Origin of the sequence: Kitasatospora sp. NPDC058162 (assembly GCF_042884005.1) — a bacterium.
In the GTDB taxonomy this organism is placed as follows: Bacteria; Actinomycetota; Actinomycetes; order Streptomycetales; family Streptomycetaceae; genus Kitasatospora.
The window spans coordinates 205,969-229,699 of sequence record NZ_JBHVUS010000006.1 but is presented as its reverse complement, the minus strand read 5'-3'; the positions used below and the strand labels follow the sequence as shown (position 1 = coordinate 229,699).

22 protein-coding genes are annotated in these 23,731 nt (G+C 75.3%); 12 read left to right on the top strand and 10 right to left on the bottom strand.

The window, feature by feature from the left end:
• Nucleotides 1-2: 2 nt before the first annotated feature.
• The 3 genes from ACFVXG_RS14825 to ACFVXG_RS14815 all read left to right on the top strand — a co-directional run bounded on the left by ACFVXG_RS14825 (nt 3) and on the right by ACFVXG_RS14815 (nt 4,957).
• A complete protein-coding gene (locus tag ACFVXG_RS14825; protein ID WP_387927538.1) occupies nt 3-1,586 on the top strand; it encodes a 4-coumarate--CoA ligase family protein in 1,584 nt (527 codons plus the stop codon).
• Between the two features lie 138 nt (nt 1,587-1,724).
• On the top strand, nt 1,725-2,345 hold the full coding sequence (locus tag ACFVXG_RS14820) for a TetR/AcrR family transcriptional regulator (protein ID WP_350503326.1): 621 nt from the start codon (nt 1,725-1,727) through the stop codon (nt 2,343-2,345).
• A gap of 146 nt (nt 2,346-2,491) precedes the next feature.
• The gene (locus ACFVXG_RS14815) at nt 2,492-4,957 is read left to right on the top strand and encodes a SpoIIE family protein phosphatase (protein WP_387927536.1); all 2,466 of its coding nucleotides are present in this window, start codon (nt 2,492-2,494) and stop codon (nt 4,955-4,957) included.
• Between the two features lie 67 nt (nt 4,958-5,024).
• On the opposite strand, the gene ACFVXG_RS14810 is transcribed toward ACFVXG_RS14815, so the two are convergent.
• The 5 genes from ACFVXG_RS14810 to ACFVXG_RS14790 form a co-directional block, all read right to left on the bottom strand.
• Nucleotides 5,025-6,608 (bottom strand): MFS transporter, encoded by a 1,584-nt coding sequence (locus ACFVXG_RS14810; RefSeq protein WP_387927535.1) that lies wholly within the window; start codon nt 6,606-6,608, stop codon nt 5,025-5,027.
• A complete protein-coding gene (locus ACFVXG_RS14805) occupies nt 6,605-7,216 on the bottom strand; it encodes a TetR/AcrR family transcriptional regulator (protein ID WP_387927533.1) in 612 nt (203 codons plus the stop codon). The genes ACFVXG_RS14810 and ACFVXG_RS14805 overlap by 4 nt, the downstream gene beginning before the upstream one ends.
• Nucleotides 7,217-7,384: 168 nt before the next feature.
• Nucleotides 7,385-7,777: a cell division protein SepF gene (locus tag ACFVXG_RS14800; protein ID WP_350503330.1), complete on the bottom strand. Its 393-nt coding sequence runs from the start codon at nt 7,775-7,777 to the stop codon at nt 7,385-7,387.
• Between the two features lie 269 nt (nt 7,778-8,046).
• Entirely contained in the window at nt 8,047-8,562 is a 516-nt protein-coding gene (locus ACFVXG_RS14795) for a DinB family protein (RefSeq protein ID WP_387927531.1), read from the bottom strand.
• Nucleotides 8,563-8,656: 94 nt separating this feature from the next.
• Nucleotides 8,657-9,415, bottom strand: a complete 759-nt coding sequence (locus ACFVXG_RS14790; RefSeq protein WP_387927529.1) for a TVP38/TMEM64 family protein — start codon at nt 9,413-9,415, stop codon at nt 8,657-8,659.
• Between the two features lie 247 nt (nt 9,416-9,662).
• Between ACFVXG_RS14790 and ACFVXG_RS14785 the strand changes: the two genes are divergently transcribed.
• Nucleotides 9,663-10,475, top strand: a complete 813-nt coding sequence (locus ACFVXG_RS14785) for a TIGR04222 domain-containing membrane protein (protein ID WP_387927527.1) — start codon at nt 9,663-9,665, stop codon at nt 10,473-10,475.
• 7 nt (nt 10,476-10,482) lie between these two features.
• Here ACFVXG_RS14785 and ACFVXG_RS14780 read toward each other — a convergent pair whose 3' ends face one another.
• Together ACFVXG_RS14780 and ACFVXG_RS14775 are read right to left on the bottom strand one after the other, a co-directional pair.
• On the bottom strand, nt 10,483-11,022 hold the full coding sequence (locus ACFVXG_RS14780) for a HEAT repeat domain-containing protein (protein ID WP_387927525.1): 540 nt from the start codon (nt 11,020-11,022) through the stop codon (nt 10,483-10,485).
• Between the two features lie 84 nt (nt 11,023-11,106).
• A complete protein-coding gene (locus ACFVXG_RS14775) occupies nt 11,107-12,342 on the bottom strand; it encodes an MFS transporter (protein WP_387927523.1) in 1,236 nt (411 codons plus the stop codon).
• Between the two features lie 82 nt (nt 12,343-12,424).
• Between ACFVXG_RS14775 and ACFVXG_RS14770 the strand changes: the two genes are divergently transcribed.
• The 8 genes from ACFVXG_RS14770 to ACFVXG_RS14735 all read left to right on the top strand — a co-directional run bounded on the left by ACFVXG_RS14770 (nt 12,425) and on the right by ACFVXG_RS14735 (nt 18,938).
• Nucleotides 12,425-13,609, top strand: a complete 1,185-nt coding sequence (locus ACFVXG_RS14770) for an ROK family transcriptional regulator (protein WP_387927521.1) — start codon at nt 12,425-12,427, stop codon at nt 13,607-13,609.
• Between the two features lie 116 nt (nt 13,610-13,725).
• The gene (locus ACFVXG_RS14765) at nt 13,726-14,142 is read left to right on the top strand and encodes a molybdopterin-binding protein (protein WP_387927519.1); all 417 of its coding nucleotides are present in this window, start codon (nt 13,726-13,728) and stop codon (nt 14,140-14,142) included.
• Nucleotides 14,143-14,198: 56 nt separating this feature from the next.
• Nucleotides 14,199-14,636 carry a hypothetical protein gene (locus ACFVXG_RS14760; RefSeq protein ID WP_387927517.1) on the top strand — a complete coding sequence of 146 codons (438 nt, stop codon included), beginning with the start codon at nt 14,199-14,201 and terminating at the stop codon, nt 14,634-14,636.
• Nucleotides 14,633-15,364: a glycerophosphodiester phosphodiesterase gene (locus ACFVXG_RS14755; RefSeq protein ID WP_387927515.1), complete on the top strand. Its 732-nt coding sequence runs from the start codon at nt 14,633-14,635 to the stop codon at nt 15,362-15,364. The genes ACFVXG_RS14760 and ACFVXG_RS14755 overlap by 4 nt, the downstream gene beginning before the upstream one ends.
• Nucleotides 15,365-15,381: 17 nt before the next feature.
• Nucleotides 15,382-16,491 (top strand): winged helix DNA-binding domain-containing protein, encoded by a 1,110-nt coding sequence (locus tag ACFVXG_RS14750; RefSeq protein WP_387927513.1) that lies wholly within the window; start codon nt 15,382-15,384, stop codon nt 16,489-16,491.
• Between the two features lie 104 nt (nt 16,492-16,595).
• The gene (locus ACFVXG_RS14745) at nt 16,596-17,678 is read left to right on the top strand and encodes an AI-2E family transporter (RefSeq protein ID WP_387927511.1); all 1,083 of its coding nucleotides are present in this window, start codon (nt 16,596-16,598) and stop codon (nt 17,676-17,678) included.
• A 72-nt stretch (nt 17,679-17,750) separates the two neighbouring features.
• The gene (locus ACFVXG_RS14740) at nt 17,751-18,626 is read left to right on the top strand and encodes a virginiamycin B lyase (protein ID WP_387927509.1); all 876 of its coding nucleotides are present in this window, start codon (nt 17,751-17,753) and stop codon (nt 18,624-18,626) included.
• Between the two features lie 6 nt (nt 18,627-18,632).
• Nucleotides 18,633-18,938, top strand: a complete 306-nt coding sequence (locus tag ACFVXG_RS14735; protein WP_387927507.1) for a hypothetical protein — start codon at nt 18,633-18,635, stop codon at nt 18,936-18,938.
• Here the strand turns inward: ACFVXG_RS14735 and ACFVXG_RS14730 are convergent.
• The 3 genes from ACFVXG_RS14730 to ACFVXG_RS14720 are packed head-to-tail and all read right to left on the bottom strand — an operon-like array spanning nt 18,929 to nt 23,497.
• Nucleotides 18,929-19,489, bottom strand: coding sequence for a GAF domain-containing protein (locus ACFVXG_RS14730; RefSeq protein ID WP_387927505.1), 561 nt, complete (start codon nt 19,487-19,489; stop codon nt 18,929-18,931). The genes ACFVXG_RS14735 and ACFVXG_RS14730 overlap by 10 nt on opposite strands.
• Nucleotides 19,473-20,318 carry a S8 family serine peptidase gene (locus tag ACFVXG_RS14725; RefSeq protein WP_387927503.1) on the bottom strand — a complete coding sequence of 282 codons (846 nt, stop codon included), beginning with the start codon at nt 20,316-20,318 and terminating at the stop codon, nt 19,473-19,475. The genes ACFVXG_RS14730 and ACFVXG_RS14725 overlap by 17 nt, the downstream gene beginning before the upstream one ends.
• A complete protein-coding gene (locus ACFVXG_RS14720; protein ID WP_387927501.1) occupies nt 20,315-23,497 on the bottom strand; it encodes an adenylate/guanylate cyclase domain-containing protein in 3,183 nt (1,060 codons plus the stop codon). Before ACFVXG_RS14720 ends, ACFVXG_RS14725 begins: the two co-directional genes overlap by 4 nt.
• Between the last annotated feature and the right edge of the window lie 234 nt (nt 23,498-23,731).

The following is a 23,731-nucleotide window of genomic DNA, read 5'->3' as shown; positions in this document are numbered from 1 at the left end:
TGGTGTTCCGTAGCGAGTTCCCGGACGTCCCCGTCGTCGACCTGCCGATCCATGACGCGGTACTCGCCGCCGCCGCCGAGTACGGCGAGCGGCCGGCCCTGATCGACGGCCTCACCGGGGAGGAGGTCAGCTACACGCGGCTGGCCGCCGCCGTCGAGCGGGTCGCCGCCGGGCTGGCCGGGGCGGGGGTGCGCAAGGGCGACGTGGTGGCCCTGTTCAGCCCCAACTCGGTGGTGTACCCGATGGCCTACTACGGTGCCAGCCGGGCCGGCGCCACCGTGACCACGGTGTCCTCCCTCAGCACCGCCGGCGAGCTGGCCGGCCAGCTCGCGGACAGCGCCGCCCGCTGCCTGATCACCGTCTCCCCGTTCCTGCCGACCGCCCGCGCCGCCGCCGAGCAGCTGGCCGCCGAGGGCCGCCCGCCGGCCGAGATCATCGTCCTGGACGGCGCCGAGGGCCACCGCTCGCTCGCCGACCTGCTGGCCGCCACCGGCCCCGCCCCCGAACCCGCGATCGTCCCCGGCGAGGACGTCGCCGTGCTGCCCTACTCCAGCGGCACCACCGGACTGCCCAAGGGCGTGATGCTCACCCACCGCTCGATCGCCACCAACCTCGCCCAGACCGACGCCCTCTACCGCCCCTCCGTCGGCGAGCGGGTGCTCGCCGTGCTGCCGTTCTTCCACATCTACGGCCTGACGGCCCTGCTCAACCAGCCGCTGCGGTGCGGCGCCACCGTGGTCGTGCTGCCCCGCTTCGACCTGGAGCAGTTCTGCGGCGCGATCGAACGCCACCGGGTGCAGGGCCTGGTGGTCGCCCCGCCGATCGTCCTGGCGCTGGCCAAGCACCCGGCCGTCGGGCGGTTCGACCTCTCCTCGGTCGAGTACCTGCTGTGCGCGGCCGCCCCGCTGGACCAGGACCTCGCCGAGGCCTGCGCCCGCCGGCTGGGCCTGCCGCACCTGCTCCAGGGCTACGGGATGACCGAGCTGTCCCCGGTCACCCACGTGGTCTCCCCGAACGAGACCGACCCGGTGCCCGGCTCGGTCGGCCGGCTGATCCCCTCCACCGAACTGCGGGTCATCGCCCTGGACGGCTCCGGCCGGGACCTCGGCCCGGGGGAGCCGGGCGAGCTGCTGATCCGCGGCCCCCAGGTGATGAAGGGCTACTTCGGCCGCCCCTCCGACACCGCCGCCATGGTCGACGCCGAGGGCTGGCTGCACACCGGCGACGTCGGCTACGTGGACGCGCGCGGCTACCTGTTCGTCGTCGACCGGGTCAAGGAGCTGATCAAGTACAAGGGCTACCAGGTCGCCCCCGCCGAGCTGGAGGCCGTCCTGCTCGGCCACCCGCAGATCGCCGACGCCGCCGTGATCGGCGTCCGGGACGCCGAGGGGACGGAGTGCCCCAAGGCCTTCGTGGTGCGCGCCCCGGGCAGCGAGCTGACCGCCGAGGAGGTCACCGGCTACGTCGCCGGGCACGTCGCCCCCTACAAGAAGGTGCGCGCGGTGGAGTTCGTGGACGCCGTCCCCAAGTCCGCGGCGGGCAAGATCCTCCGCCGCGAACTGCGCGCCCGCGAGGCCTCCCGCTGAACCCCTCCCGCTGAACCCCTACCGCCGAGCCCCGGAGGCCTGAGGCCGCAGCCCGTCTGTGAGGATCGACCCGCGGCGCCCCGACCCGCCGCGCCCCGACCGGAACAGACCCCATCGATACAGGAACTGCCACCCGCCATGACCAGTCACCCCGCCGTCCGCACCCCCCAGCAGGACCGCAGCCGCGCGACCCGGGCCCGGCTGCTCGCGGCCGCCGTGGACTGCCTGGCCGAGCTCGGCTGGCAGGGCTCCACCGTCACCGTGGTCGCCGAACGGGCCGGCGTCTCCCGGGGCGCCGCCCAGCACCACTTCCCGACCCGGGAGGACCTCTTCACCGCGGCCGTCGAGCACGTCACCACCGAGCGGCTGGCAGCCGTCCGCGCCCACGCGGACGAGCTGCCGGCCGCCGGCCCCGACCGCACCCGGGCCGTGGTCGACATGATCGTCCGCCTCTACACCGGCCCGCTGTTCCGGGCCGCCCTGCACCTGTGGACCGCCGCCGCCACCGAGGCCGGCCTGCGCGAGCGGATCATCGCCCTGGAGGGCCACGTCGGCCGGGAGGCCCACCGGGCCGCCGTGGAGTTCCTGGACGCCGACGAGACCCGGCCCGGCGTGCGCGAATCGGTGCAGGCCACCCTCGACCTCGCCCGCGGGCTCGGCCTGGCCAACCTGCTGACCGACGACAGCCTTCGACGTTCCGGAGTGATCCGGCAGTGGGCGGGCGTCTTGGAGAGTACGCTGCGGCCGGTACGCCCATGACGCCCGTACAACCGAGCGACCGGACGCCCCCTGACCAAGGGGTCGCCGGGCGGCCGATGTCCGTGCAGTCTGGAGAAGAACCCCGGCCGGCACGGACCGCGAGTCCCCATCCGGCCGGGCACGAGCCGAACCGGGGTGCTGCCTGAATGCACGGACACGAGTGGGACGCGACCGCCGCCGCCGGCCCCGCGCCGAGCGGCGATCCCGTACGCCCGGACGGCCACCGCCTCGTCCCGCTCGCCACGGCCCTGCTGCAGAGCGACGGCCTGATCCTGCACTGGAGCGAGGACGCCGAGGCGCTGCTCGGCTACTCCGCCGAGGAGGCCGTCGGCAGCTACGCGGCCCGGCTGCTCACCGACGAGACCGACCGCCCCGCGGTGCTCGGCCTGTTCCAGAAGATCATGTCCGGCAGCGGCGCCTCATTCGTCTTCCCGGTCCGCCACCGCGACGGCCACCGGGTCGAGCTGGAGTTCCGCACCTACCCGATAGCCGGCCCGGCGGGCACCCTGCTACTGCTCGCCACCGCCTCCGACACCCGGGCCGTGCACGCCATCGAGGCCGACCTCGCCGTGCTGGACGGTGTCTTCGGCCGCTCCCCGATCGGCATGGCCGTCTACGACAGCGACCTGCGCTACGTCCGGATCAACGAGGCGCTCGCCCGGATGAACGGCGTCCCGGTCGCCGCCCACCTCGGCCGCCGGATATCCGCCGTCCTGCCCGGCATCAACAGCGCCGAGATCGAACAGACCATGAGACTGGTCCTCAAGACCGGCAAGCCCGTGGTGGACGCCCGCTCGCACGGCCGCGTCCCGGGCGACCCCAAGCGGGACCGCGCCTGGTCCGCCTCCTACTTCCGGCTGGAGGACTCCACCGGCCGGGTCTTCGGCGTCTGCTCCTCGATCATCGACGTCACCGAGCGCTTCCAGGCCGAGGCCCGGGCCGCCCGAGCCCAGGAGCGGCTCGCCACCATCGCCGAGGCCACCGCCCGGATCGGCACCACCCTCGACCTCCAGCGCACCGCCGAGGAGCTGATCGAGGCCGTCGTCCCCCGGTTCGCCGACTTCGCCACCGTCGACCTGCTGGAACCGGTGCTGCGCGGGGCCGAGCCCACCCCGATCCCCGCCGACCGCTCCGTCACCCTGCGCGCCGTCGCCGTCGGGGAGAACTACGACACCGGGCTCGCCCACGCCGTGGACGTCGTCGGCGAGACCTCCGAGTACGCCCCCGACCGCAGCTACACCCAGTGCCTGCGCAGCGGGCGGCCGCTGCTGCGCGAGCACGTGGACGAGGAGGTGCTGCGCGGCCTGGTGTCCAGCGAGGACCGGGTCGCCCCCGGGATGGCCGCCGGCATCCACTCGTACCTGATGGTGCCGATAACCGCCCGGGGCATGGTCCTCGGCGGATCCGAGTTCATCCGGATGCGCAACCCCGAGCCCTTCAACGACGCCGACGTCGCGCTCGCCGAGGAACTCGTCGCCCGCACCGCCCTCGCCCTGGACAACGCCCGGCTCTACCGGCGCGAACGGGAGACCGCCCTCACCCTGCAGCGCAGCCTGCTGCCGCAGGAGATCCACCGCACCCTGGGCCTGGAGATCGCCTACCGCTACCTGCCCAGCAGCGTGGTCAGCGAGGTCGGCGGCGACTGGTTCGACGTGGTGCCGCTGTCCTGCGGCCGGGTCGCCCTGGTGGTCGGCGACGTGATGGGCCACGGCATCCGGGCGGCCGCCACGATGGGCCAGCTGCGCACCGTCGCCCGCACCCTGGCCACCCTGGACATGCCGCCCGAGCAGGTGCTCACCCGACTGGACGAGACCGCCTCGGGGATCGGCGAGGGCCAGTTCGCCACCTGCATCTGCGCCGTCTACGACCCGCTGGAGCGCACCGTGCAGGTCGCCTCCGCCGGGCACCTGCCGCCGGTCTGGGTCGGCACCGACGGCACCGCCCGCAGGATCGAGGTGCCGCCCGGCGTCCCGCTCGGCGTCGGCGGGGTCGCCTTCGAGTCGATCGGCTTCACCCTCCCCGAGGGCGCCATGCTCGCCCTCTACACCGACGGCCTGGTCGAGCGGCGCGGCCAGGACCTGGACCACGGCATCGACCTGCTGACCCGCACCCTGGCCGGGCCCGGCCGGACGCTGGAGGAGAGCTGCGACGCCGTGATCGGCGCCCTGGTCACCGACGGCACCGAGGACGACATCGCGATGATCATGGCCCGGGCGCTGCCGGTGCCCGCCGACCGGATCGCCACCCTCCCGCTCACCGGCGGCGGCAAGCTCCCCGGCACGGCCCGCCGCTTCACCCGCGCCACCCTGGACGCCTGGGGCCTGAACGCGCTCTGCGACTACGCCGAACTGCTGGTCAGCGAACTGGTCACGAACGCCCTGCTGCACGCCGAGGCACCGCGCCGGCTGCGGCTGTTCCGCGACCGGGTGCTCACCGTCGAGGTCTCCGACGCGGGCGGCGCGACCCCGCAGCTGCGCCCCTTCGCCGAACAGGACGAGGGCGGCCGCGGGATGTTCCTGGTCAGCGAACTCGCCCAGCGCTGGGGTAGCCGGCTGACCCGGGACGGCAAGGTCGTCTGGGCCGAGCTGGAGCTCCCCTTCGGAGTCTCCTAACCGCTCCCCGATGTGTGAGAACGGCCGTTCCCGAATGGGGAACGGCCGTTCTCACGTCGCCTCGCGCTTACGCGTGCACCTGCGGCTTCTCCGCCCTCTCCAGTTCCTCCGGGCCGCCGACGGCGACCGGCTCGGCCGTCGTCGGCGCGGACAGCCCGCGCAGCAGCAGCCAGGCCAGCACGCCCGCGCCGACCAGCAGCACCCCGGCCAGCAGCCCGGCGCTGTTCATGCCGTGCACGAAGGCGTCCTTCGCACTCGCCAGCAGCGGCTGGGCGACGTCCGGCGACAGCCCGTTCGCCGTCTCCACGGCCGCGCCCAGCGACTCCCCGGCCCGGGCGGCGGCCTCCGGGGAGGCCCCGGCCGGGACGGCCAGCCCGCCGGCGTAGATCGAGCCGACCACCGAGCCGACCAGCGCGATGCCGAGCGCGGTGCCCAGCTCGTACGCCGTCTCGGAGACCGCCGAGGCGGCCCCGGCCTTGTCGGCGGGCGCGGCGCTCAGCACCAGGTCGGCGCCGAGGGTGTAGACCACGCCCTCCGCGGTGCCGGTGATCAGGAAGGAGACGGCCAGCAGCAGGTAGGTGGTGTCCTGCTGGAGCCAGCCCAGCGCGCCCGCGGCCAGACCCATCGCCAGCAGACTGACGGTCAGCGCCTTGCGCGCGCCGTAGCGCCGGGCGATCCGGGCGGTCAGCAGCCCGCCGGCCACCGAGCCGGCGAAGGCCGGCAGTTCCGCCAGGCCCGCCTGGAGCGGCTCGTAGCCGCGCACCAGCTGGAGGTACTGGGAGACCACGAAGATCACGCCGGACAGGCCGACCAGTGAGATCAGCGAGGCCGTGACAGCGGCGGTGAACCGGCGGTCGCGGAACAGCCGGACGTCCAGCAGCGGGGTCTCCAGCCGCAGCTGGCGGCGGACGAACAGGGTGAGCGCGGCCGCGCCCAGCAGGAAGGTGACCGGGACGTCCCAGCGGGCCACGCCATGCGCGGCGCCCTCCTTGATCGCGTAGACCACGCCGATCACACCGGCCATCGACAGCCCGACGCTGAGCACGTCCCAGCGGCCCGGCTTCGGGTCCTTGGACTCCGGCAGCAGCCAGGCGCCGAGGACCAGCAGCAGGAGCAGCACCGGGATGTTCAGCAGGAACACCGAGCCCCACCAGAAGTGCTCCAGCAGCAGCCCGCCGACCACTGGCCCGAGCGCGGCGCCCGCGGTGGCGGCCGCGCCCCAGATGCCTATCGCGGTGGCCCGCTCCCGGTCGTCCGGGAAGAGGCTGCGGATCAGCGACAGGGTGGAGGGCATGATCGTCGCCCCGGCGACACCGAGCAGCGCCCGGGCCAGGATCAGCCAGCCCGGGCCCGGCGCGTAGGCGGCCAGCAGGGAGGCCGCGCCGAAGGCGGCGGCACCGGTCAGCAGCAGCTTCTTGCGGCCGATCCGGTCGCTGAGGGCGCCCATGCTGACCAGCAGGCCGGCCAGCACGAAGGAGTAGGAGTCGCCGATCCAGAGCAGCTGGGTGCCGCTGGGGCGCAGCGTCTCGCTGATGGAGGGGATGGCGAGGGAGAGCACGGTCGCGTCGAGGGCGACCACGGTGACGGCCAGCACCAGGACGGCGAGGCCGGTCCAGCGCTGGCGGACGGTCAGGGCGGGGGTACTGCTCATGGTGTATCGGTTTCCGGTTTCCGGTCCGAGGTGCTGTGGGTCGTGACGACAGAAGTGGGGGGCTCCGGGCGGCGGAGCGCGCCGCCGAGGAACAGCTCGGCGAGCGAGAAGGCGGCGTCGCGGGGGGCGAGTCGGCCGTCCTGGATGGCCCAGCCGATGCCGGCCACCAGGTCGAAGAAGGCCTCGCTCAGCCAGGCGGCGCTCAGCTCGATCCGGAAGACGCCCTCCCGCTGCCCGCGCAGGAACAGCGCGTGCAGCCGGTCGATCTGGACCTCCCAGAGGTCGTTGATGTCGGCGTGGTCGTAGAGCTGGTTCTCGCCGGCCAGGAAGGCGCAGAGCATGGCGTCCGGGACGGCGGCGTCCACCAGGCGGCGCAGCGCGGCCTCGACGTCGCCCTCCTCGGTGGCGGCGGTGTCCAGGGCGGCGGCGAAGCGCTGCAGGCCGAGCAGGCCGACCTCGCGGATCAGTGCGTCGCGCCCGGGGAACAGCCGGTGGAGGGTGGCCCGGCTGATGCCCGCGGCGCGGGCGATCTCGTCCAGGTGGGCGGTGGGGCGGCGGGACAGCACGCCGACGGCGGCTTCCAGAACGGTGTCGCGGTCGGTGGCCATGAGTCGAGTGTAGGCCAAGTGAGACATCCACGTCTCACTTTTGATGTGGGGATCTCATCTGCACCCTCCGCGACCGGCCCCCGGGCAGCAAAAAACCGGGGACGGCGGTGTGCCGTCCCCGGTCGGGGTGGAGCGGGCATGGCGCGGGCCGTACGGCCCGCGCCGCGCTCAGCTCTGGTTGTAGAACCCGGTGTCGTCGAGCGGGCGGTCGATCACCATGACCTCGACGTCCGCCGGGGTGAGCAGGAAGACCCGGCGGGCGATCCGCTCGATGCCGCCCTGGGTGCCGAAGATCAGCCCGGAGGCGAAGTCGACCATGCGCTTGGCCTCGGCCTCGTTCATCTCGGTGAGGTCCATCACTACGGGGATGGACGCCCGGATGTGCTCACCGACCGTGCGGGCCGCCTCGAAGCCCGTCGGCCGCAGGGAGACGATCTTCGCGGGCGCGGGGACGGCCGGCACCGTCTCCTGATCCACCCACTCGTCGTCGTACGCCGCGGCCGGGTAGTTCCCGGAGGGCATCAGCCACCCGTTGTGGTGCTCGTCGCGAAGTGCTCCCATGCCGCGCCTCCCTGCCTCGTCCCGTCTGGTCCCCCGGGGGTGGGTGTCCTTCTTGACACGTCATCCACTCGTCGGAACTGTCCGAGTATCGCACTGTTCACCGGTCCCGTGCCCGCTCGCGGCCCCCGTACGAGTCGTGCCGCGCCGGAAACCCGGGCGGACCCGGGCACAGAGATCGACGCGGCGCAGCGCCGTACGGTTGCGCGCGTAGACCATATCGGTAGCGGTCACCGCGTAATTGACCTTCTGTCAACAATGCGGAAACGATTTCACTCGCCGGTCGAACCGTCCACCAGTTCACGCAACAAATCCGCGTGCCCGTTGTGTCGCGCGTACTCCTCGATCATGTGGACGAGGATCCAGCGGAGCGTCACCTCCTGGTCGTGGCGCAGCCGCTTGCCCACGGTGTCCAGCGGCAGACCGGCCGCGGCGCGGCGGGCGGCGTCGATCTCGGCGCGCCAGACGGCGAAGTCGGCCGCGACGTCGGCGGTGGCCACGTTGTCGAAGTCCCCGTCCGGGTCCGCCTCGGTCCAGTAGTAGCCGGTGGCGACCTCCTCGCCCAGCAGGACGCCCTGGAACCAGTGCCGCTCCACCTCGGCCATGTGCCGGACCAGGCCGAGCAGGGAGAGCGTGGACGGCGGGACGGAGCGCAGCCGCAGCTGGTCGTCGGTCAGGCCCGCGCACTTCAGGGCGAGCGTGCTGCGGTGGTAGTCGAGCCAGGAGGTGAGCATGGCGGCCTCGTCGGCGGCCATCGGCGGGTCCACCCGCGGTGTGAGTTCGGTCATGGCGGACATCCTGCTCGCGGTCGGCCCGCTCGTGCGACCGAATTGCCGCCAGGCGGGCAGGCGGGCAGGCGGGCCCGCCGGGCGGACCGGTGTGTCAGGAGGTGCGGGCCCGGCGGCGGGCGGCGGCCGCCCGCCAGAGGCCGACCAGGCTGCCGACCACCAGCAGGGCGATCACCCCGGCGGAGACCAGGAAGGCCGCCGAGCCGGGCTGGTCCGCGCTGGCGGCGGCGACCACGTACACGGCGGTGGTCGGGACCACGCCGATCGCGGTGGCGAGCAGGAAGGGGAGGAAGCGGACCCCGGAGAAGGCGGCGCCGTAGTTGCCGGCCTGGAAGGGCAGACCGGGGAGCAGCCGCAGGATCAGGACGCTGCGGAAGCCCTGGTCGGTGAAGCGCTGGTCCAGCGCGCCGAGCACCTTGCCCCGCAGGTACGGCTTGAGGGCCTCCCGGCCCAGGCCCCGGCCGAGGCCGAAGGCCAGGGCCGCGCCCAGGGTGGTGCCGAGTACGGCGAGCAGCACGCCCTGCTGGATGCCCAGCAGCAGGCCGGCCACCGCGTTGAGCGCGGGGCGCGGGACGAAGGCGAGCGTGCCGACGGCGTAGACCAGGGCGAACAGCGGGGCGAACCAGTAGCCGGGCATCCGCTCCGCCAGGCCGCCGGAGAGCAGGTCCGTGGGGCTCCACAGCAGCAGCGACCCGGCGCACGCCCCCAGCAGGACCACCAGCAGGCCGAACCGCCACCAGGGCGAGCGGGACGGGGCCGCTCCGACGGCCTCGACGGCCTCGGCAGCATCGACGGCCTCGGCTGGTTCGGCGGAGGCGGTGGAGTCGGCGGGCGTGGTCAGGGCTGCGGGCACGGGCCGAGCCTAACCGGTTCCCGCTACCGGCCGGCCCCTCCGGCCGGTGCGGGCCCTGGGGTCGACGCCGGTGAGCGCGGTCGGCATCGGGCCCGGCGGTGATCGCCCGGCTGCTCTCCGCGAGCCCGCCGGAGCGGGGGCTCACCCAACCGCCGACCGACGGGTGCGGGCGCTGCCGGCGTACCTGAACCGGCCGTGAAGTGCCATGCTGGGCACGGGAGTTCGGTGGATCGGCCGAGGGGGCGTCGTGGCGGTGTGCGTGGGGCTCCTGGTCTTCCTGGCGGCGTACCTGGTCGGGACGGCGCTGTGGTGCCGGGCGGCGCGGGCGGAGCTGTACCGGGTCGAGCGGAGTCTCGCCGGACCGCCCGAGGCCGAGCTCGAGGTGTACGAACTGGCGGGGATCGCGGACCACTTGGCCCAGCTGCTGCTGTTGGAGGCGTTTGAGCGCGGGGCCGTCAGTGTGCGCGGCGGCGGGTACCTGGTGGCCGAGGGCCGACCCGGTGGGCGCGGCTTCTACGCGGCCCTGCTGGCGGCGGCCGAGGCCCGGACGGACGGCGACCTGCTCGCCGTCGAGGCCCGGCTGGGGCGGCAGCCGGCGCTCCGGGCGTTCCAGGCGGGGCTGGCGGAGCGCGGGCTGGTCCGGGACCCGGGGCTGCGCCGCCGGCTGAACCGGGCGGCGGGCTGGGGGAGCGCCGGCGGCCCGCTGCTGGTGGTGTCCGGGGTGGTCGGGGTCGGCTGGGTGGTGGCGGAGCACCGGAACGTGCTGCTCCCGGCGGGGGCGTTCGTGCTGCTGATCGCCCTCCTGCTGCTGGTCGGGGACCGGGTGTTCCGGCGCGAGCCCCGGCACGCCACGGACCACGGCGAGCAGCTGCTCCGGCTGGCCCGGAGCGATCCGGCCTGGCGGGACCTCCAGGGCCGGGTCGCCCTGTACGGCTACTACGCCCTGCCGGAGGGGCACCTGTTGAAGGAGGCCTGGCAGGCCTCGCGCGCCCGGCGCGAGGAGGAGCGGCGGCGCGCGGCGGAGAGCCGGGGCGACGGCGGCGGCCTCGGCGGGATCTGAGCGCCGGCTAGCGGGTGCGTGGGGCCGTCCGGGCGTGGATCGCGCCGCCGGGGGCGTACCAGCCCGCCTTCTTCCGTACGGCCGGGCTCGGGTCCCCGGTGTGCGCGGCCTGCAGTGCGGCGGCGGCGCGGGGATCGGTGTGGGCGAACTTGCCGACCAGTTCGGCGGCCCTGGCCCGGACCCGGGGGTCGGGGTCGTCGGCCAGGTGGCGCAGTGCGGGTTCGAGGACCAGGCCCGCACCCGGTGCGCAGGCGTCGTCCTTGCACCGGTCGCAGGCCAGGGCGTGGAACGCGGCGATCCTGACCTCGGCGTCGGGGTCGTCGGCCATGGTGACGAGCCGGCCCATGGACTCGGTGTCGACCAGGTGGTCCAGGAGCTTGCAGCAGCCCTCCCGGACGGCCGGGCGCTCGTCGCCCAGGCCGGCCCGGATGGCGTCGAGCGCCTCCGTGCCGCGCCGGAGCAGCTCCCGGTGGGCGGCCACGGCGCGCTGCCGGTCGCCCAGGCAGGAGACCAGGGCTTCGTTGTCGGTCCTGACGAATCCGAGCATGACCGCAGTGTCGGACCGGACCGCCCGTCGGGGCAACGGGATTTCACCCCGGGCGGGCGGTAGGCCGGTCCCAGTCGGGCGGGGTCAGATCGCGGAGAGGTCCTTTCCGGAGGTGCCTTCCGGTGACACCGCGGTCACCTTGCCCGCCGGGGAGTCCGGTTCGGCCCGGCGCAGGGCGCCGGCGCTCAGCAGCAGGGCGAGGGCGAGCAGGGTGACCAGGCCGAAGGAGACGGTCAGCGAGGTGGCCTGGGCGAGGGCGCCGATCACGGCGGGGGCGATCAGGCCGGAGGTGTAGGTGACGGTGGCGACGCCCGCGATGGACTGGCTGGGGTTGCTGCCGATCCGGCCGGCGGCCGCGAAGGCGAGCGGGACGATCACCGCGACGCCGACGCCGATCAGGGCGAAGCCCGGGATGGCCAGCGCCGGGGTGTCGGCGGCCACCACCAGCACGCCGCCGAGGGTGGCGACCGCCCCGCTCAGCCGGCTGGTGCGGACGGCGCCGAGGCGGCGGATCACCGCGTCGCCGGCCAGGCGGCTGACCGCCATGGTGAGCGCGAAGGCGGTGTACGAGGCGGCGGCGACGGTGGCCGAGGCGCCGGTGACGTCCTTGAGGTAGACGCCGCTCCAGTCCATCGAGGCGCCCTCGCCGAACACCGCGCAGAAGCCGACCAGGCCGATCACCAGGGAGCTGCGCGGCGGCAGGGTGAAGCGCGGCGGGGCCTCGGCCTCCTCGGGCGCCCGCAGGTCGGGCAGGCCGCGGCAGACCGGCTGGGCGAGGGCGAGCAGTACGAGGGCGGTGACGGCCAGCTGGAGCCGGGCGTCCAGGGCGAGGTGGGCGGCCAGGATGCCGAAGCCGGAGGCCAGCAGGCCGCCCGCGCTCCACATCCCGTGCAGTCCGGACATGATCGACCGGCCGAGGCGCTGCTCGATCTCCACGCCCTGGGCGTTCATCGCGACGTCGGCCATGCCCGCCGTGGCGCCGTACACCAGCAGCACCGCGCACAGTGCGGGCAGTGAGGGGGAGAGCGCGGGGAGGGTGAGGGCCAGGCACCAGAGCGAGATCAGCGCGCGGACGGCGGCCCGGCCGCCGTACCGGTGGACGAAGCGCCCGGCCAGCGGCATCGCGAGGGAGGAGCCGACGGCGGGCATCACCAGGGCGAGGCCGAGCTGCCCGGGGGAGAGGTCGAGGCGCTCCTGGAGCCACGGGATGCGGGTGACGAAGGTGCCGCCGACGGCGCCGTGCACGCCGAAGACCAGCGCGATGCTCCGTCGGGAGCGGCGTGGTTCGACGAGTGGATCGAGGATGGTGGCGGTGGTCATACGGCGTTCCCTCCCGGTCCTGGTGGTCGATAAACTATCAGGAAGGGACCCTGATAGAAACGCTCTGGAAGGATGATCGGCCATGACCACCGTGCGTACGGCAACGCCGAGCACCGCCCGGGCGATCAACGACCGGCTGGCGCTCAACCTCCTGCTCGAACAGGGCCCCCTGACCGCGACCGAGCTGCGCGACCTCACCGGCCTCTCCCGGCCGACCGTCGCCGACCTGCTCGACCGCCTCCAGCGCACCGGCCTGGTCGCGCTGGTCGGCGAACGCGGCGAACAGCGGCGCGGCCCCAACGCCCGGCTCTACGCCCTGGTCGCCTCCCGCGCCCACCTCGGCGCGGTCGACGTCCGCGAGGGCGGCGTCAGTCTGGTCGTCGCCGACCTCGCCGGACGCACCCTCGGCACCGCCGAGATCCCCGTCCACGGCGACGGCACCCCCGACACCGCCGCGGCGATCGTGCGCACCCTGCGGGAGACCGCGCGCGCCGCCGGCGTCGAGCAGCTGCACACCGTCGCGGTCGGCGCCCCCGGCCTGGTCGACCCCGCCACCGGACGGCTGCACAGCACCGGCCAGCTCCCCGGCTGGCACGCCGAACTCCTCGCCGCACTGCGGGAGTTGCCCGGCACCGACGTGATCCTGGAGAACGAGGTCAACCTGGCCGGCCGGGCCGAGTACCGGGTCGGCGCCGCGCGCGACCGCGACACCTTCGTGCTGATGTGGCTCGGCCACAGCGTCGGCGCCGCCGTCATCCTCGACGGGCGGCTGCGCCGCGGCGCCTCCGGCGGCACCGGCGAGATCTGCTTCCTGCCCGTCCCCGGCGCCACCGGACTGCCCAGCGCCGACAGCTGCGAGGGGGGCTTCCACGGGCTGGTCGGCAGCGCGGCCCTGTGCGCCCTCGCCCGCGCCCACGGGCTCCCCGCCGACCCGGCCGGCGACGCGCCCGCCGCCGAGGCCGCCGTGCGCGCCGCCCTGGCCGCCGGGGAGCAGGGCGCGGCCTTCCTGGACGAGCTGGCCGAACGGATCGCGCTCGGCGCGGCCGGCGTCTGCGTGGTGCTCGACCCCGGCTGCGTGGTGCTCGGCGGCGAGGTCGGCCGGGCCGGCGGCGCCGAACTGGCGGGCCGGGTCGAACGGCGCCTGGCCGGGCTCTCCCCGCTGCGCACCGAGGTGCGGGCCGGTACGGCGGGCGGCGGTGCCATCCTCGCGGGGGCGGTGCTCACCGCCGGGGACGCCGCACGGCGGGACCTGTTCGGCGAGCCGTAGGCCTTTCCGTAGGCGTCTTTTCCGTCGGCGACCCCGGTACGGCAGGATGGCGGCCGGGGGCGCGTAGCCCCGGGGGGCGTCCACCCCGTACCTCGAACCACCGTCAGGAGTCGCACATGGGCCAGCCCGAGGTGCCGGTCAACCCGTACCGCATCGGCGAGGCGGCGGCGCTGCTCGGCGTCAGCGCGGACACCATGCGGCGCTGGGTGGACGCCGGGCGGCTCGCCGCCGTGCGGGACGAGCACGGGCACCGGATCATCCCCGGCGCCGAGCTCGCCGCCTTCGCCCGGGAGCTGGCGAAGCCGGAGAACGCCGAGGCCGAGGGGCGCCCCTCCTCGGCGCGCAACCGCTTCCCCGGCATCGTCACCGATGTGCGGCTCGGCGACGTGGCCGCGCAGGTGGAGGTGCAGGCCGGGCCGTTCCGGGTGGTGTCGCTGATCAGCCGGGACGCGGCGGAGGAGCTCAACCTGGTGCCGGGCGCACCCGCCACTGCGGTCATCAAGTCGACCAATGTGATGATCGAGCGACGCTAGCCGTGTGCTGTGTTCTGAGTTCTGAGTTCTGACGAGTTCTTGAGCGAAAGGCCCGGATGAACCACCCGAACCTGCCGACCACCCAGGCCGCCGTCCTGGCGATCGAAGCCGTCGCCGCCCGGCACGGCCGCGCCGTCCGCGCCGAGCACGACATCGGTGGCGATCAGACCTTCGCCGGGCTGATCGGTCAGGACGACGGGCCGCACACCCTTCCGCACGAGGCGCTGCTGGAGTTCGACGGCAGCCCGCGCACCGCCGTCCGGCTGTTCACCCACGACGAGGCCGCCGTCACCGTCGAGGGCATCGCCTTCGACGTCCCGCGCGACAGCGTCCCGGCCTTCCTGCACGCGCTCTGGTCCGACCTGGTGCACGTCAAGGTCCGGACCTTCCCGCCGTCCAGCACCCTGATCGTCACCGTCCCCGGGGAACCCTCCTACCGCGAGGCCCTCGGCGTCCACGACCTCACCCCCTGGCTTTCTGGAAAGATCCGATGAGCATCGCTGCCGCTGCCTCCGCCCCCGCCGACCGCCGCCCGGTGCTCGCCGTCGCCCACCGCGGCGACCCGTACCGCCACCGCGAGAACACCCTGCCCTCGGTCGAGTCCGCGCTCGCCGCCGGCGCCGACGCCGTCGAGGTGGACGTCCAGCTCACCCGCGACAAGGTGCCGGTGCTGCTGCACGACACCACCCTGGAACGCCTCTGGGGCGACCCGCGCGCCATCGGCCGGGTCACCACCGAACAGCTCGCCGAGCTGCGCCAGGGCGACCTGGCCATCCCCACCCTGGCCGAGGCGATCAAGGCCGTCGCCGCCGCCGACGGCCCCCGGCTGCTCATCGACCTCGACGAACCCGGCCCGGCCGCCGCCACCTGGTCCGTCGTCACCGGGCAGGGCGCCGAGGACCTGGTCGCCTTCTGCGGCCCCGCCACCGCCATGCTCGCCGTGCGAGCACTCAGCCGCGACGCCGAGATCGCGCTCACCTGGAAGCAGCCGCGGATGCCCGCCCCCGCCCTGCTGCGCGACCTGCGCCCGCGCTTCCTCAACCCGCCGTTCGGCCTGGTCACCCCCGACTTCGTGCGGGCCGCCGCCGACGAGGGGCTCGCCGTCTCCACCTGGACCGCCGACCTGCGCCGCACCATGCGCCGGCTGCGCGACACCGGGGCCGCCTCCATCACCACCAACCGGATCTCCGTGCTGCGCTCGGTCCTGGACGGCCGCCGGTGAGGGTGCGCGGCCCCCAGGTGCCCGGCCCCCAGGCGGTGCTCGGCCCCCGGGCCCTGGGCCGCGCCCTGCTGGCCCGTCAGCACCTGCTCGCCCGCACCGGCCTGGCACCCCTCGACGTCATCCACCACCTCGGCGGACTCCAGGCCCAGGCCGTACCGCAGCCGCCCTACCTCGGGCTGCTCTCCCGACTCGACGGCTTCACCCCCGAAGCGCTCAGCACCCTGCTCGAACAGCGGGCGGCGGTCCGGATCGCGCTCCAGCGCGGCACCATCCACCTGGTCACCGCCCAGGACTGCCTGACCCTGCGCCCGCTGCTCCAGCCCGTCCTCGACCAGGCGCTGCGCAGCACCTACGGCAAACGGCTCAGCGGCCTCGACCCGGCCGCGCTCGCCGCCGAGGCCCGCACGCTGGTCGAGGCGCAGCCGCGCACCTTCCAGCAGCTCGGCGCGCTGCTCGCCGCCACCCGGCCGGACCGCGACCCGGCCGCCCTGGCCCAGGCGGCGCGCTGCCTGCTGCCGCTGGTCCAGGTGCCGCCGCGCGGGCTGTGGGGGCGCAGCGGCCCGGCCGCCCACACCACCGCCGAGGCCTGGCTCGGCCGCCCGCTCGACCCCGCGCCCGCGCCGGACGAGCTGGTGCTGCGCTACCTCGCCGCCTTCGGGCCCGCCACCGTCGCCGACCTGCAGAAGTGGTGCGGCCTCAGCCGGTTGGGGCCTGTGCTCAAGCGGCTCATGCCGGAGCTGCTGACGTTTCTGGACGAGCAGGGCCGGCTGCTGTACGACCTGCCCGAGGCGCCCCGGCCGGACCCGGACGTCCCGGCGCCGGTGCGGCTGGTCGCGCCGTTCGACAACCTGCTGCTCTCGCACGCCGACCGGAGCCGGGTGCTGCCGGAGCGGTACAAGGACCGGGTGATGACCCGCAACGGCCTGGTGCTCGGCACCCTGCTGGTGGACGGGCTGGTCGCCGGGACGTGGCGGCTGACGGGGGAGCAGGAGGTGGTCGTCGAGCCGTTCGTCCGGTTGGCGCGCGCGGACCGCGCGGCGGCCGAGACCGAGGCGCAGCGGGTCCTGGCCTTCGCGGGCGGGGGCGCGGACGGCGGCGGGTCGGTGCGGATCGCCGTGGCGGAGTAGTCGCAGAACGGGCGGACCATCACATTCTCTGCTGAGCTGGGTCGGTCCGGACTCGGCGTTGCCGGACTCGACGATGACAACGACGACCCTCGGCGGAGGTGCCCGTGTCCGTGGAGCGCCCGCCCGGTGGGCGGCCCGACCACCGCAGGCCGTACCTGATGCTGCCGCCCGCGGTGCGGTGGGCGGCGGCCTGGTCGGTGGCGGTGATCCTGCTGATCACCGTCGGCTCGCTGGTGGTGTTCGCGCTGGTGGAGCTGCGGGCGGCGACCGTGCCGTTCGTGCTGGCGCTGCTGGGGGTCTCGCTGCTCTACCCGGTGGTGCCCTGGATGGTCCGGCGGGGCGTGAGCCGCGGGCTGGCCGCCGGGCTGACCTGTCTGCTGCTGATGGTCGCGGTGGTCGGGGTGATCGCGCTGCTGGTCAACTCCCTGGTGCACAGCGCCCCGCAGATCGCCGCCTCGCTCCCGGCGGCCGGACGCCGGCTGGCCGAGTGGCTCGGACCGTTCGGGGCCAAGATCGAGCACGCGCTGAACAACGCCAAGGGCGAGACCAACTCGCTGGTCTCCACCCTCACCAACGGCGTGCTGTCCGGCCTCGGCCTGCTCACCCAGCTGATCACCGGGGCGGTGCTGGCCCTGGCGCTGGTGTTCTTCTTCCTGCGCGACGGCCACCGCACCGGCGACGCCATCCGCGGCCACCTGCCCGGGCGCGGCGCCGAGACGGTGATCGCCTGCGCCGAGCGGGCCTTCGAGGCGATGGCCGGCTTCATGCGCGGCACCACCCTGATCGCCCTGATCGATGCGGGCTTCATCACCGTCGGCCTGGTCGCGCTGGGTGTGCCCGGTGCCCCGGGCCTGGGTGCGCTGGTCTTCATGGGCGCGTACATCCCGTTCGTCGGCGCGTTCCTGTCCGGCACGGTCGCGGTGCTGGTGGCGCTGGCGGACGGCGGCCTGGGGACGGCGCTGTGGGCGCTCGGGGTGGTGCTGACGGTGCAGATGATCGAGGGCAACATCCTGCAGCCGGTGATCCAGAGCCGGACGGTGGAGCTGCACCCGGCGACCATCATGGTCGCGGTGGTGGCCGGCTCCGGTGTCGCGGGCATCATCGGCGCCCTGCTGGCGGTGCCGGTCTGCGCGGCGGGCATGGGCGTGATCTCGGTCCTGCGGGGGCTGGGAACCGATCCCGGATGAATTCGGTTGCCCGCGGTGGGGCGGGCGTGCGAGCATCACTAATGCGACGTCAGTCGCGATAGCTTGAGAGGGGTGCGGGTGGAACTGATCGACGTGGCCGAGGTGGCGGACGGGCCGTACGGGATCACGGTGGGGGCCGACGGCGGAGTGTGGTTCACGCTCATCCACGCCGGGGAGATCGCGCGGCTGGCGCCGGACGGCTCGGTACGGCGGTTCGGGCTCGGGGCGCCGCGGTGCGGGCCGTCGGTGATCACCGGCGGGCCGGACGGGGCGCTCTGGTACGCGGAGATGAACGCGGGGCGGATCGGGCGGATCACGGTGGACGGCGAGGTCTCGTCCTTCGCGCTGCCGACGCAGGGCGCCGGGCCGTGCGGGATCGCCACCGGGCCGGACGGGGCGCTCTGGTTCACCGAGGTGAACGCCGGGCTGGTCGGGCGGATCACCGTGGACGGGGAGGTGACGGAGTACCCGCTGCCGGTGGACTCCTTCCCCGCGCACATCACCGCCGGGCCGGACGGGGCGCTGTGGTGCGCGCTCAACCAGGCGGACGCCGTCGCGCGGGTGAGCGTCCGGGGCGAGGTGACCGTCCACCGGCTGCCCACCGCGGGCACCGCGCCGGTCGGCATCACCGCCGGGGCGGACGGGGCGCTCTGGTACGTCGGGATCGGCGGCGGGCTGGTCGGGCGGATCACCGTGGACGGCAAGGTGACCGAGTACCCGCTGGCCGACCCGGCCGCCCGGCCGCACGCGATCGCCGCGGGCCCGGACGGGCGGCTCTGGTTCACCGAGTGGGCCGCCGGCCGGATCGGCGTCATCACCCCGGACGGACGGCTCGACGGGTACCCGATCCCCGGCCCGGGCGCCGAACCGCACGGCATCGCCGTCGGGCCGGACGGAGCGGTGTACGCCGCGCTGGAGCGCGGACAGATCGCCCGGTTGGCGGGCTGAGCCGCCGTGCCGGGGCAGCGGGCCCGCAAGCGCAAGCAGGCCGAGGAGCTCCGGCGGTGGAGCGAACGCCGGGCCGCCGCCGGGCCCTGGGAGGTGCTGCACAGCACCGAGGACCCGGCCGAGCACCGGGCCTTCGTGCGGCAGCTGTACGAGGCCGGGGTCCCCGACGACGTCGAGGTGGTCTGCGACGTGCTCTGCGGGCGGCTCGTCCAGCCGACCTGGTACCGGGTGCGGACGCGGCGGCTGGACGGCGGTGGTCCGGGCCCGGACGGCGCTCAGGGCGGTCAGGACGCTCAGAGCGCTCAGGGCTGACGCCGCAGCAGCTCCTCCAGGTCGGCCAGCAGGCCGAGCGCCGCCGCCCGGTCGGGTGCCGGGCGCGGGGCCGGGGTGCCGCGCTCGGCGAGCACCCGCAGGGCGGCGGCGGCCTGCCGGGCGAACATCGCCAGCAGGTCCAGCTCCGGCAGGCCGGGGCGGACCTGCGGGGCCGGGTCCAGCACCTCCAGCACGCCGAGCACCCGGCCGCCGTGGGTGAGCGGCGCCGCCATCAGGGCGTTCGGCACGTAGTCGGTGGACTCGGCGAAGGCCCGGTCGAAGGTGCGGCTGGCGACCAGGTCGTCCACCACCATCGGCTCGCCCGAGGCGGCGACCCAGCCGGCGATGCCCCGCCCGGCCGGGAAGCGCCGGCCGACCAGGGACTCCTCGCCCCGGCCGGAGACCGCCTGGAACACCAGCTCGCCGGCCGCCTCGTCGAGCAGGCAGACCGAACCCGCCTGGGCGCCGAAGATCGCCCGGGCGACGTCCACCACGGACTGCAGCAGCTCGCGGGCGAGCGGGTCGACGGCGGGGTCAGTGCTGAGGGTCATCGGACGCCTCCGGGGTGGGGGTGGACGGGACCTGGACGTTGGCCGCGGTGAGGTAGAGCGCGCTCTTCAGCTGGAAGGTCGTCAGCCTCGGCCGCCGGGACAGGATGCGGGCGCAGAGCCCGGCCACGTACGGGGTGGCGAAGCTGTTGCCGGTGGTGCGGATGGTGGCGCCGCCGAGCCAGGGCACCCGGACGTTCTGGCCGGGGGCGAAGAACTCGACCGGCGGCGCCGGGTTGTACAGGTGCAGGTCCGGGGCCGCCTCCTGGTGGCTGCCCACCGAGATGACCGAGGAGAAGCGCCAGGGGAAGCTCTCCACCGGGGTGTTGTGGGCGGAGGCGACGATCGCGGTGCGGGCGAAGTAGGCGTCGTCGGCGATCGCGTGCAGCTCCTCCAGGAAGCGGGTCCGGGTGGTGGAGAGGCTGAGGTTGATGACGTCGAAGCCCTGCCGGACGGCCCAGCGCAGCCCGGCGATCAGCATGTCGCCGGTGCCGGTGAAGCGCTCGCCGAGCACCCGGACGCTGTACAGCTCGCAGTCCGGGGCGGTGCGCCGGATGATGCCCGCGCAGGCGGTGCCGTGGCCGCAGGTGTCGCCGACGGTGTCGGGGCGCACGGCCAGCTCCCGGGTGACCGGGTCCCGGACCACCGCCCAGGAGCCGTGCAGCGGGCCGACCAGCGGGTGGTCGGGCTCGATGCCCGAGTCGACCACGCACACCCGCACGCCCGCGCCGGTGCCGCCCGGGTGCTCCTCGACCGGGTCGGCCAGCACCGGCGGCTCGTCCACCCGGCGCTCGCGCAGGCTCCAGGTCAGGCCCGCGGCCGGGGCGGTCACCGGCCGCCGCCCAGCCGCTCGGCCCGGCGCACGCCCGGCAGGTGGCCCTTGGCGGCGAAGCGGTCCCGGGCGGTGGCGGCGGCCACCGCGGCCTCGGCGGGCCGGTCGAGCAGCAGCAGGGCGTGCGCCCGGTCCAGCGCGGTCAGCGCCTGGAGCAGCACCGACTCGGTGGCCTCGGCGGCGCGCAGGGCCGATCCGGTCAGCTCCAGCGCCGGAGCGGACTCGCCCCGGGCGGCGGCGAGCCGGCCGCGCAGCGCGTCCAGTTCGACGGCCAGCACCGGCGGCAGCGCCGCGGCGGCGTCCACGCCGTCCAGGTGCCGGGCGGCCGGCTCGGGGCGGTCGGAGTCCAGCAGGACGCGCGCGGTGGTGAGCGCCAGCCGCGGCAGCGGGGCGGCGCTGCCCTGGCGGCGGGCGATCTCGGCGGCGTCGGCCAGCAGGTCCAGCGCGTGGCCGGACAGCCCGGCGGCGGCCGCGGCCTGGGCGGTCAGCGTCGGCAGCGAGACCATCGCCTCGGCCAGCGACAGCTCGCCGGCCAGGCCGTTGGCCTCGGCGAGCAGCAGCTCGGCCTCGTCCGGGCGGTCGCGCAGGGCGAGCAGGACGGCCAGTGGGCCGTTCAGCGCCACCCGTACGGTCCGCCGGCCGGCGCCGTGCTCGGCGAGCAGGGCGCGCAGCCGGAAGGTGGCGGCGGGGGCGGGCTCGGGGCCGGCCAGCAGCGAGGCGGCCAGTGCCGACAGCACCGCGGCCCGGTCCAACTCGGCGTCGGTGCGCGAGACTTCGCCGAGCGCCTGGTCGAGCAGCCGGTCCGCCTCGGTGTGCCGGCCGGCCAGCAGGTGCTCCTCGGCCAGCCGCAGCCGGGCGCGGGCCTGGCCGAGGGCGTCACCGGCGTCGGTGAACAGCGGCAGCACGGCGCGGGCGGTGGCGGCGGGCTGCTCCGGGCCGGGCGGCAGACCCCGGGCGGCGAGGGCGAGGCGGGCGTGCGCGGCGTCCAGCGGGTCGGCGGCCGAATCGCGGACCTGGGCCAGGACGGGCAGCGCCTCCTCGGCGCGGCCCAGCGCCAGCCTGGTCTCGCCGAGCCGGCGCAGCACCGGGCCGGCGGCGCGCTCGTTCGGGTAGTGCAGCCGGGCTGCGCGCTCCAGCAGGTCGTCGGCGGCCGCGAGGTCGGCGCAGGCCAGAGCGGCGGCCCCGGCGGCGCCCAGGGCGGCGGCGGCGCGGGTGCGCAGGGTGTCGGTGCGGGCGTCCAGCAGGCCCAGTTCGAGCCGGTAGCGGTGGGCGCGCTCCAGGTGGCCGCCGACGGCCGCGGCCCCGGTGGCGCGGACGGCCGGCAGGTCGGCGGCGCGCTCGTGGCGCTCGGCCCGGGCCCGCTTCGACATCGACTGGTAGACCGACTCCTGCACCAGGCCGCTGCTGAACCGGTAGCCGGTGCCGGCCGGTTCGACCAGCCGGCGCTCGGCCAGCCGGGCCAGCGCGGCGTGCAGCCGGGGCGGGGTGTCGTCCCCGTCGGCGGGCGGCGCGGCGGGCAGGCCGTCGATCGGGCCGGTGAACACGTCGTCCTCCGGGTCGGCGAAGGCGTCCTGGTCGGTGCCGCCGTGGGCGAGTTGGGCGAGCTCGGCGGCGGTGAAGGCGCGGCCGAGCACGGCGGCGAGGTCCAGGGTGGTGCGCTCGTCCCGCTCCAGGCCGTCGATCCGGGCGCTGAGCAAGGCCCGTCCGGTGGGCGGGAGTTCATCGGCGAGGGCGGCGTCGCCGGGGCCGTCGGCCTCGGTGAGGGCGGCCAGCAGCTCCTCCAGGTGCAGCGGGTTGCCCTCGGCGCGCTCCAGCAGCCGGGTCGGCACGGTGTCCTGGTGGGCGCTCAGCTCGGTCAACTGGGCGGCCAGCAGGGCGGATTCGTCCCAGGACAGGCCGCCGACCGGGAGGGTCGCCGACTTCGGCCGGGGGGAGAGGAGTTCCGGCCGGGAGGCCAGGAGCTCCGGGCGGGACAGGCAGAGCAGCAGCACCGGGGCCGGGCCGAGCGCGGCGACCAGCCGCTCGGCGGCGTCCAGCAGGGCGGGGCCGGCCCACTGGCAGTCGTCCAGCACCAGGACGGCCGGGCGCTCCACGGTGCGGCCGCGCAGGATCGCGGCGAGCTGGTCGAGGGAGCGGTCGAGGTTGTGCGCCTCGTCGGACGTGGCGTCGGACATGGTGTCGGTCGTGGTGTCGGTCGCCTCGGCGAGGCGGGCCAGCGCTTCGGCGGGGGCGGGTGCCCCCGGCTCGTCCAGCAGGGTGCGGACCGCCTCGGCCAGCGGGGCCGGCACGCCCTGCTCGCCGAAGCTGCGGCAGCGGCCGGTGCCGCAGCGCGCGGTGAGCCGGGCCGAGCGCTCGCGCCACTCGCGTACCAGGCGGGTCTTGCCGATCCCGGCCTCCCCGACCACCAGCAGCAGCTCGGCGCCACCACCGCCCGCCACCCGGGCCAACGCCGCGTCGAGCGCCTCGAGTTCGCGCTCCCGGCCGACCAGCGGCACGTCGAAGCGGCGCAACAGCTCCGGGTCGTCCTCGTCCAGGCCGACCAGCCGGTAGGCGGTCACCGGCTCGGCCTTGCCCTTCAGCTGCAGCGGGCCCACCTCGTCCACCTGGGCGGCCGGCCCGGCCGCCCGCAGCGTCTGCGGGCCGATCAGCACCTGGCCCGGGGCGGCCCGGGTCTGCAGCCGGGCGGCGATGTTCACCGTCTCGCCCGAGATCAGCGCCTGGCGCGCCGAGGCGTCCGAACCCGCCACCACCTGCCCGGTGTTGACGCCGATCCGGACGTCCAGCCGGACCCCGAGGGTGGCGTCCAGCTCGGCGTTGAGGTCCTCCAGGTCCTCCAGCATGGCCAGGGCCGCGGCCAGCGCCCGGTGGGCGTCGTCCTCGCGGATCACCGGGACGCCGAAGACGGCCATCACCGCGTCCCCGATGAACTTCTCCAGGGTGCCGCCGTGCGCCTCGATCTGGCGGTGCATCCGCTCGAAGTAGCGCAGGATCACCTCGCGCAGCGTCTCCGGGTCGAGCGCGCCGGACAGGGCGGTGGAGTCGACCAGGTCGCAGAAGACCACCGTGACCAGCTTGCGCTCCTCGGCCGCCAGGTCGAGGGCGGCAGCCCGGGAGGTGCCGCAGGCGGGGCAGAACTGGTCATTGGTGTTGGCGAGTTGGGCGCAGAGTGGGCAGGGCATGGTGGCAGTCCTTCGCTAGTCCTTCGCTGTGCGGGCGTGCTCGGCGCCGGGACGGCGTACGGGCGTGCCCGGCCAGCGTCGCGGGGCGGGCTTCGGAGCCGGTTCGGGGGCGGTATGCGGGCGGTATGGCCGCAGCCCGGAGCGGGTGCGGGGCGGGTGTCCGGCGGGACGGGCGGTGCTGCGGGTGGCCTCGGCGCCCGCGCCGACCTGCGGCCATACCGGTGGCCAACCGAT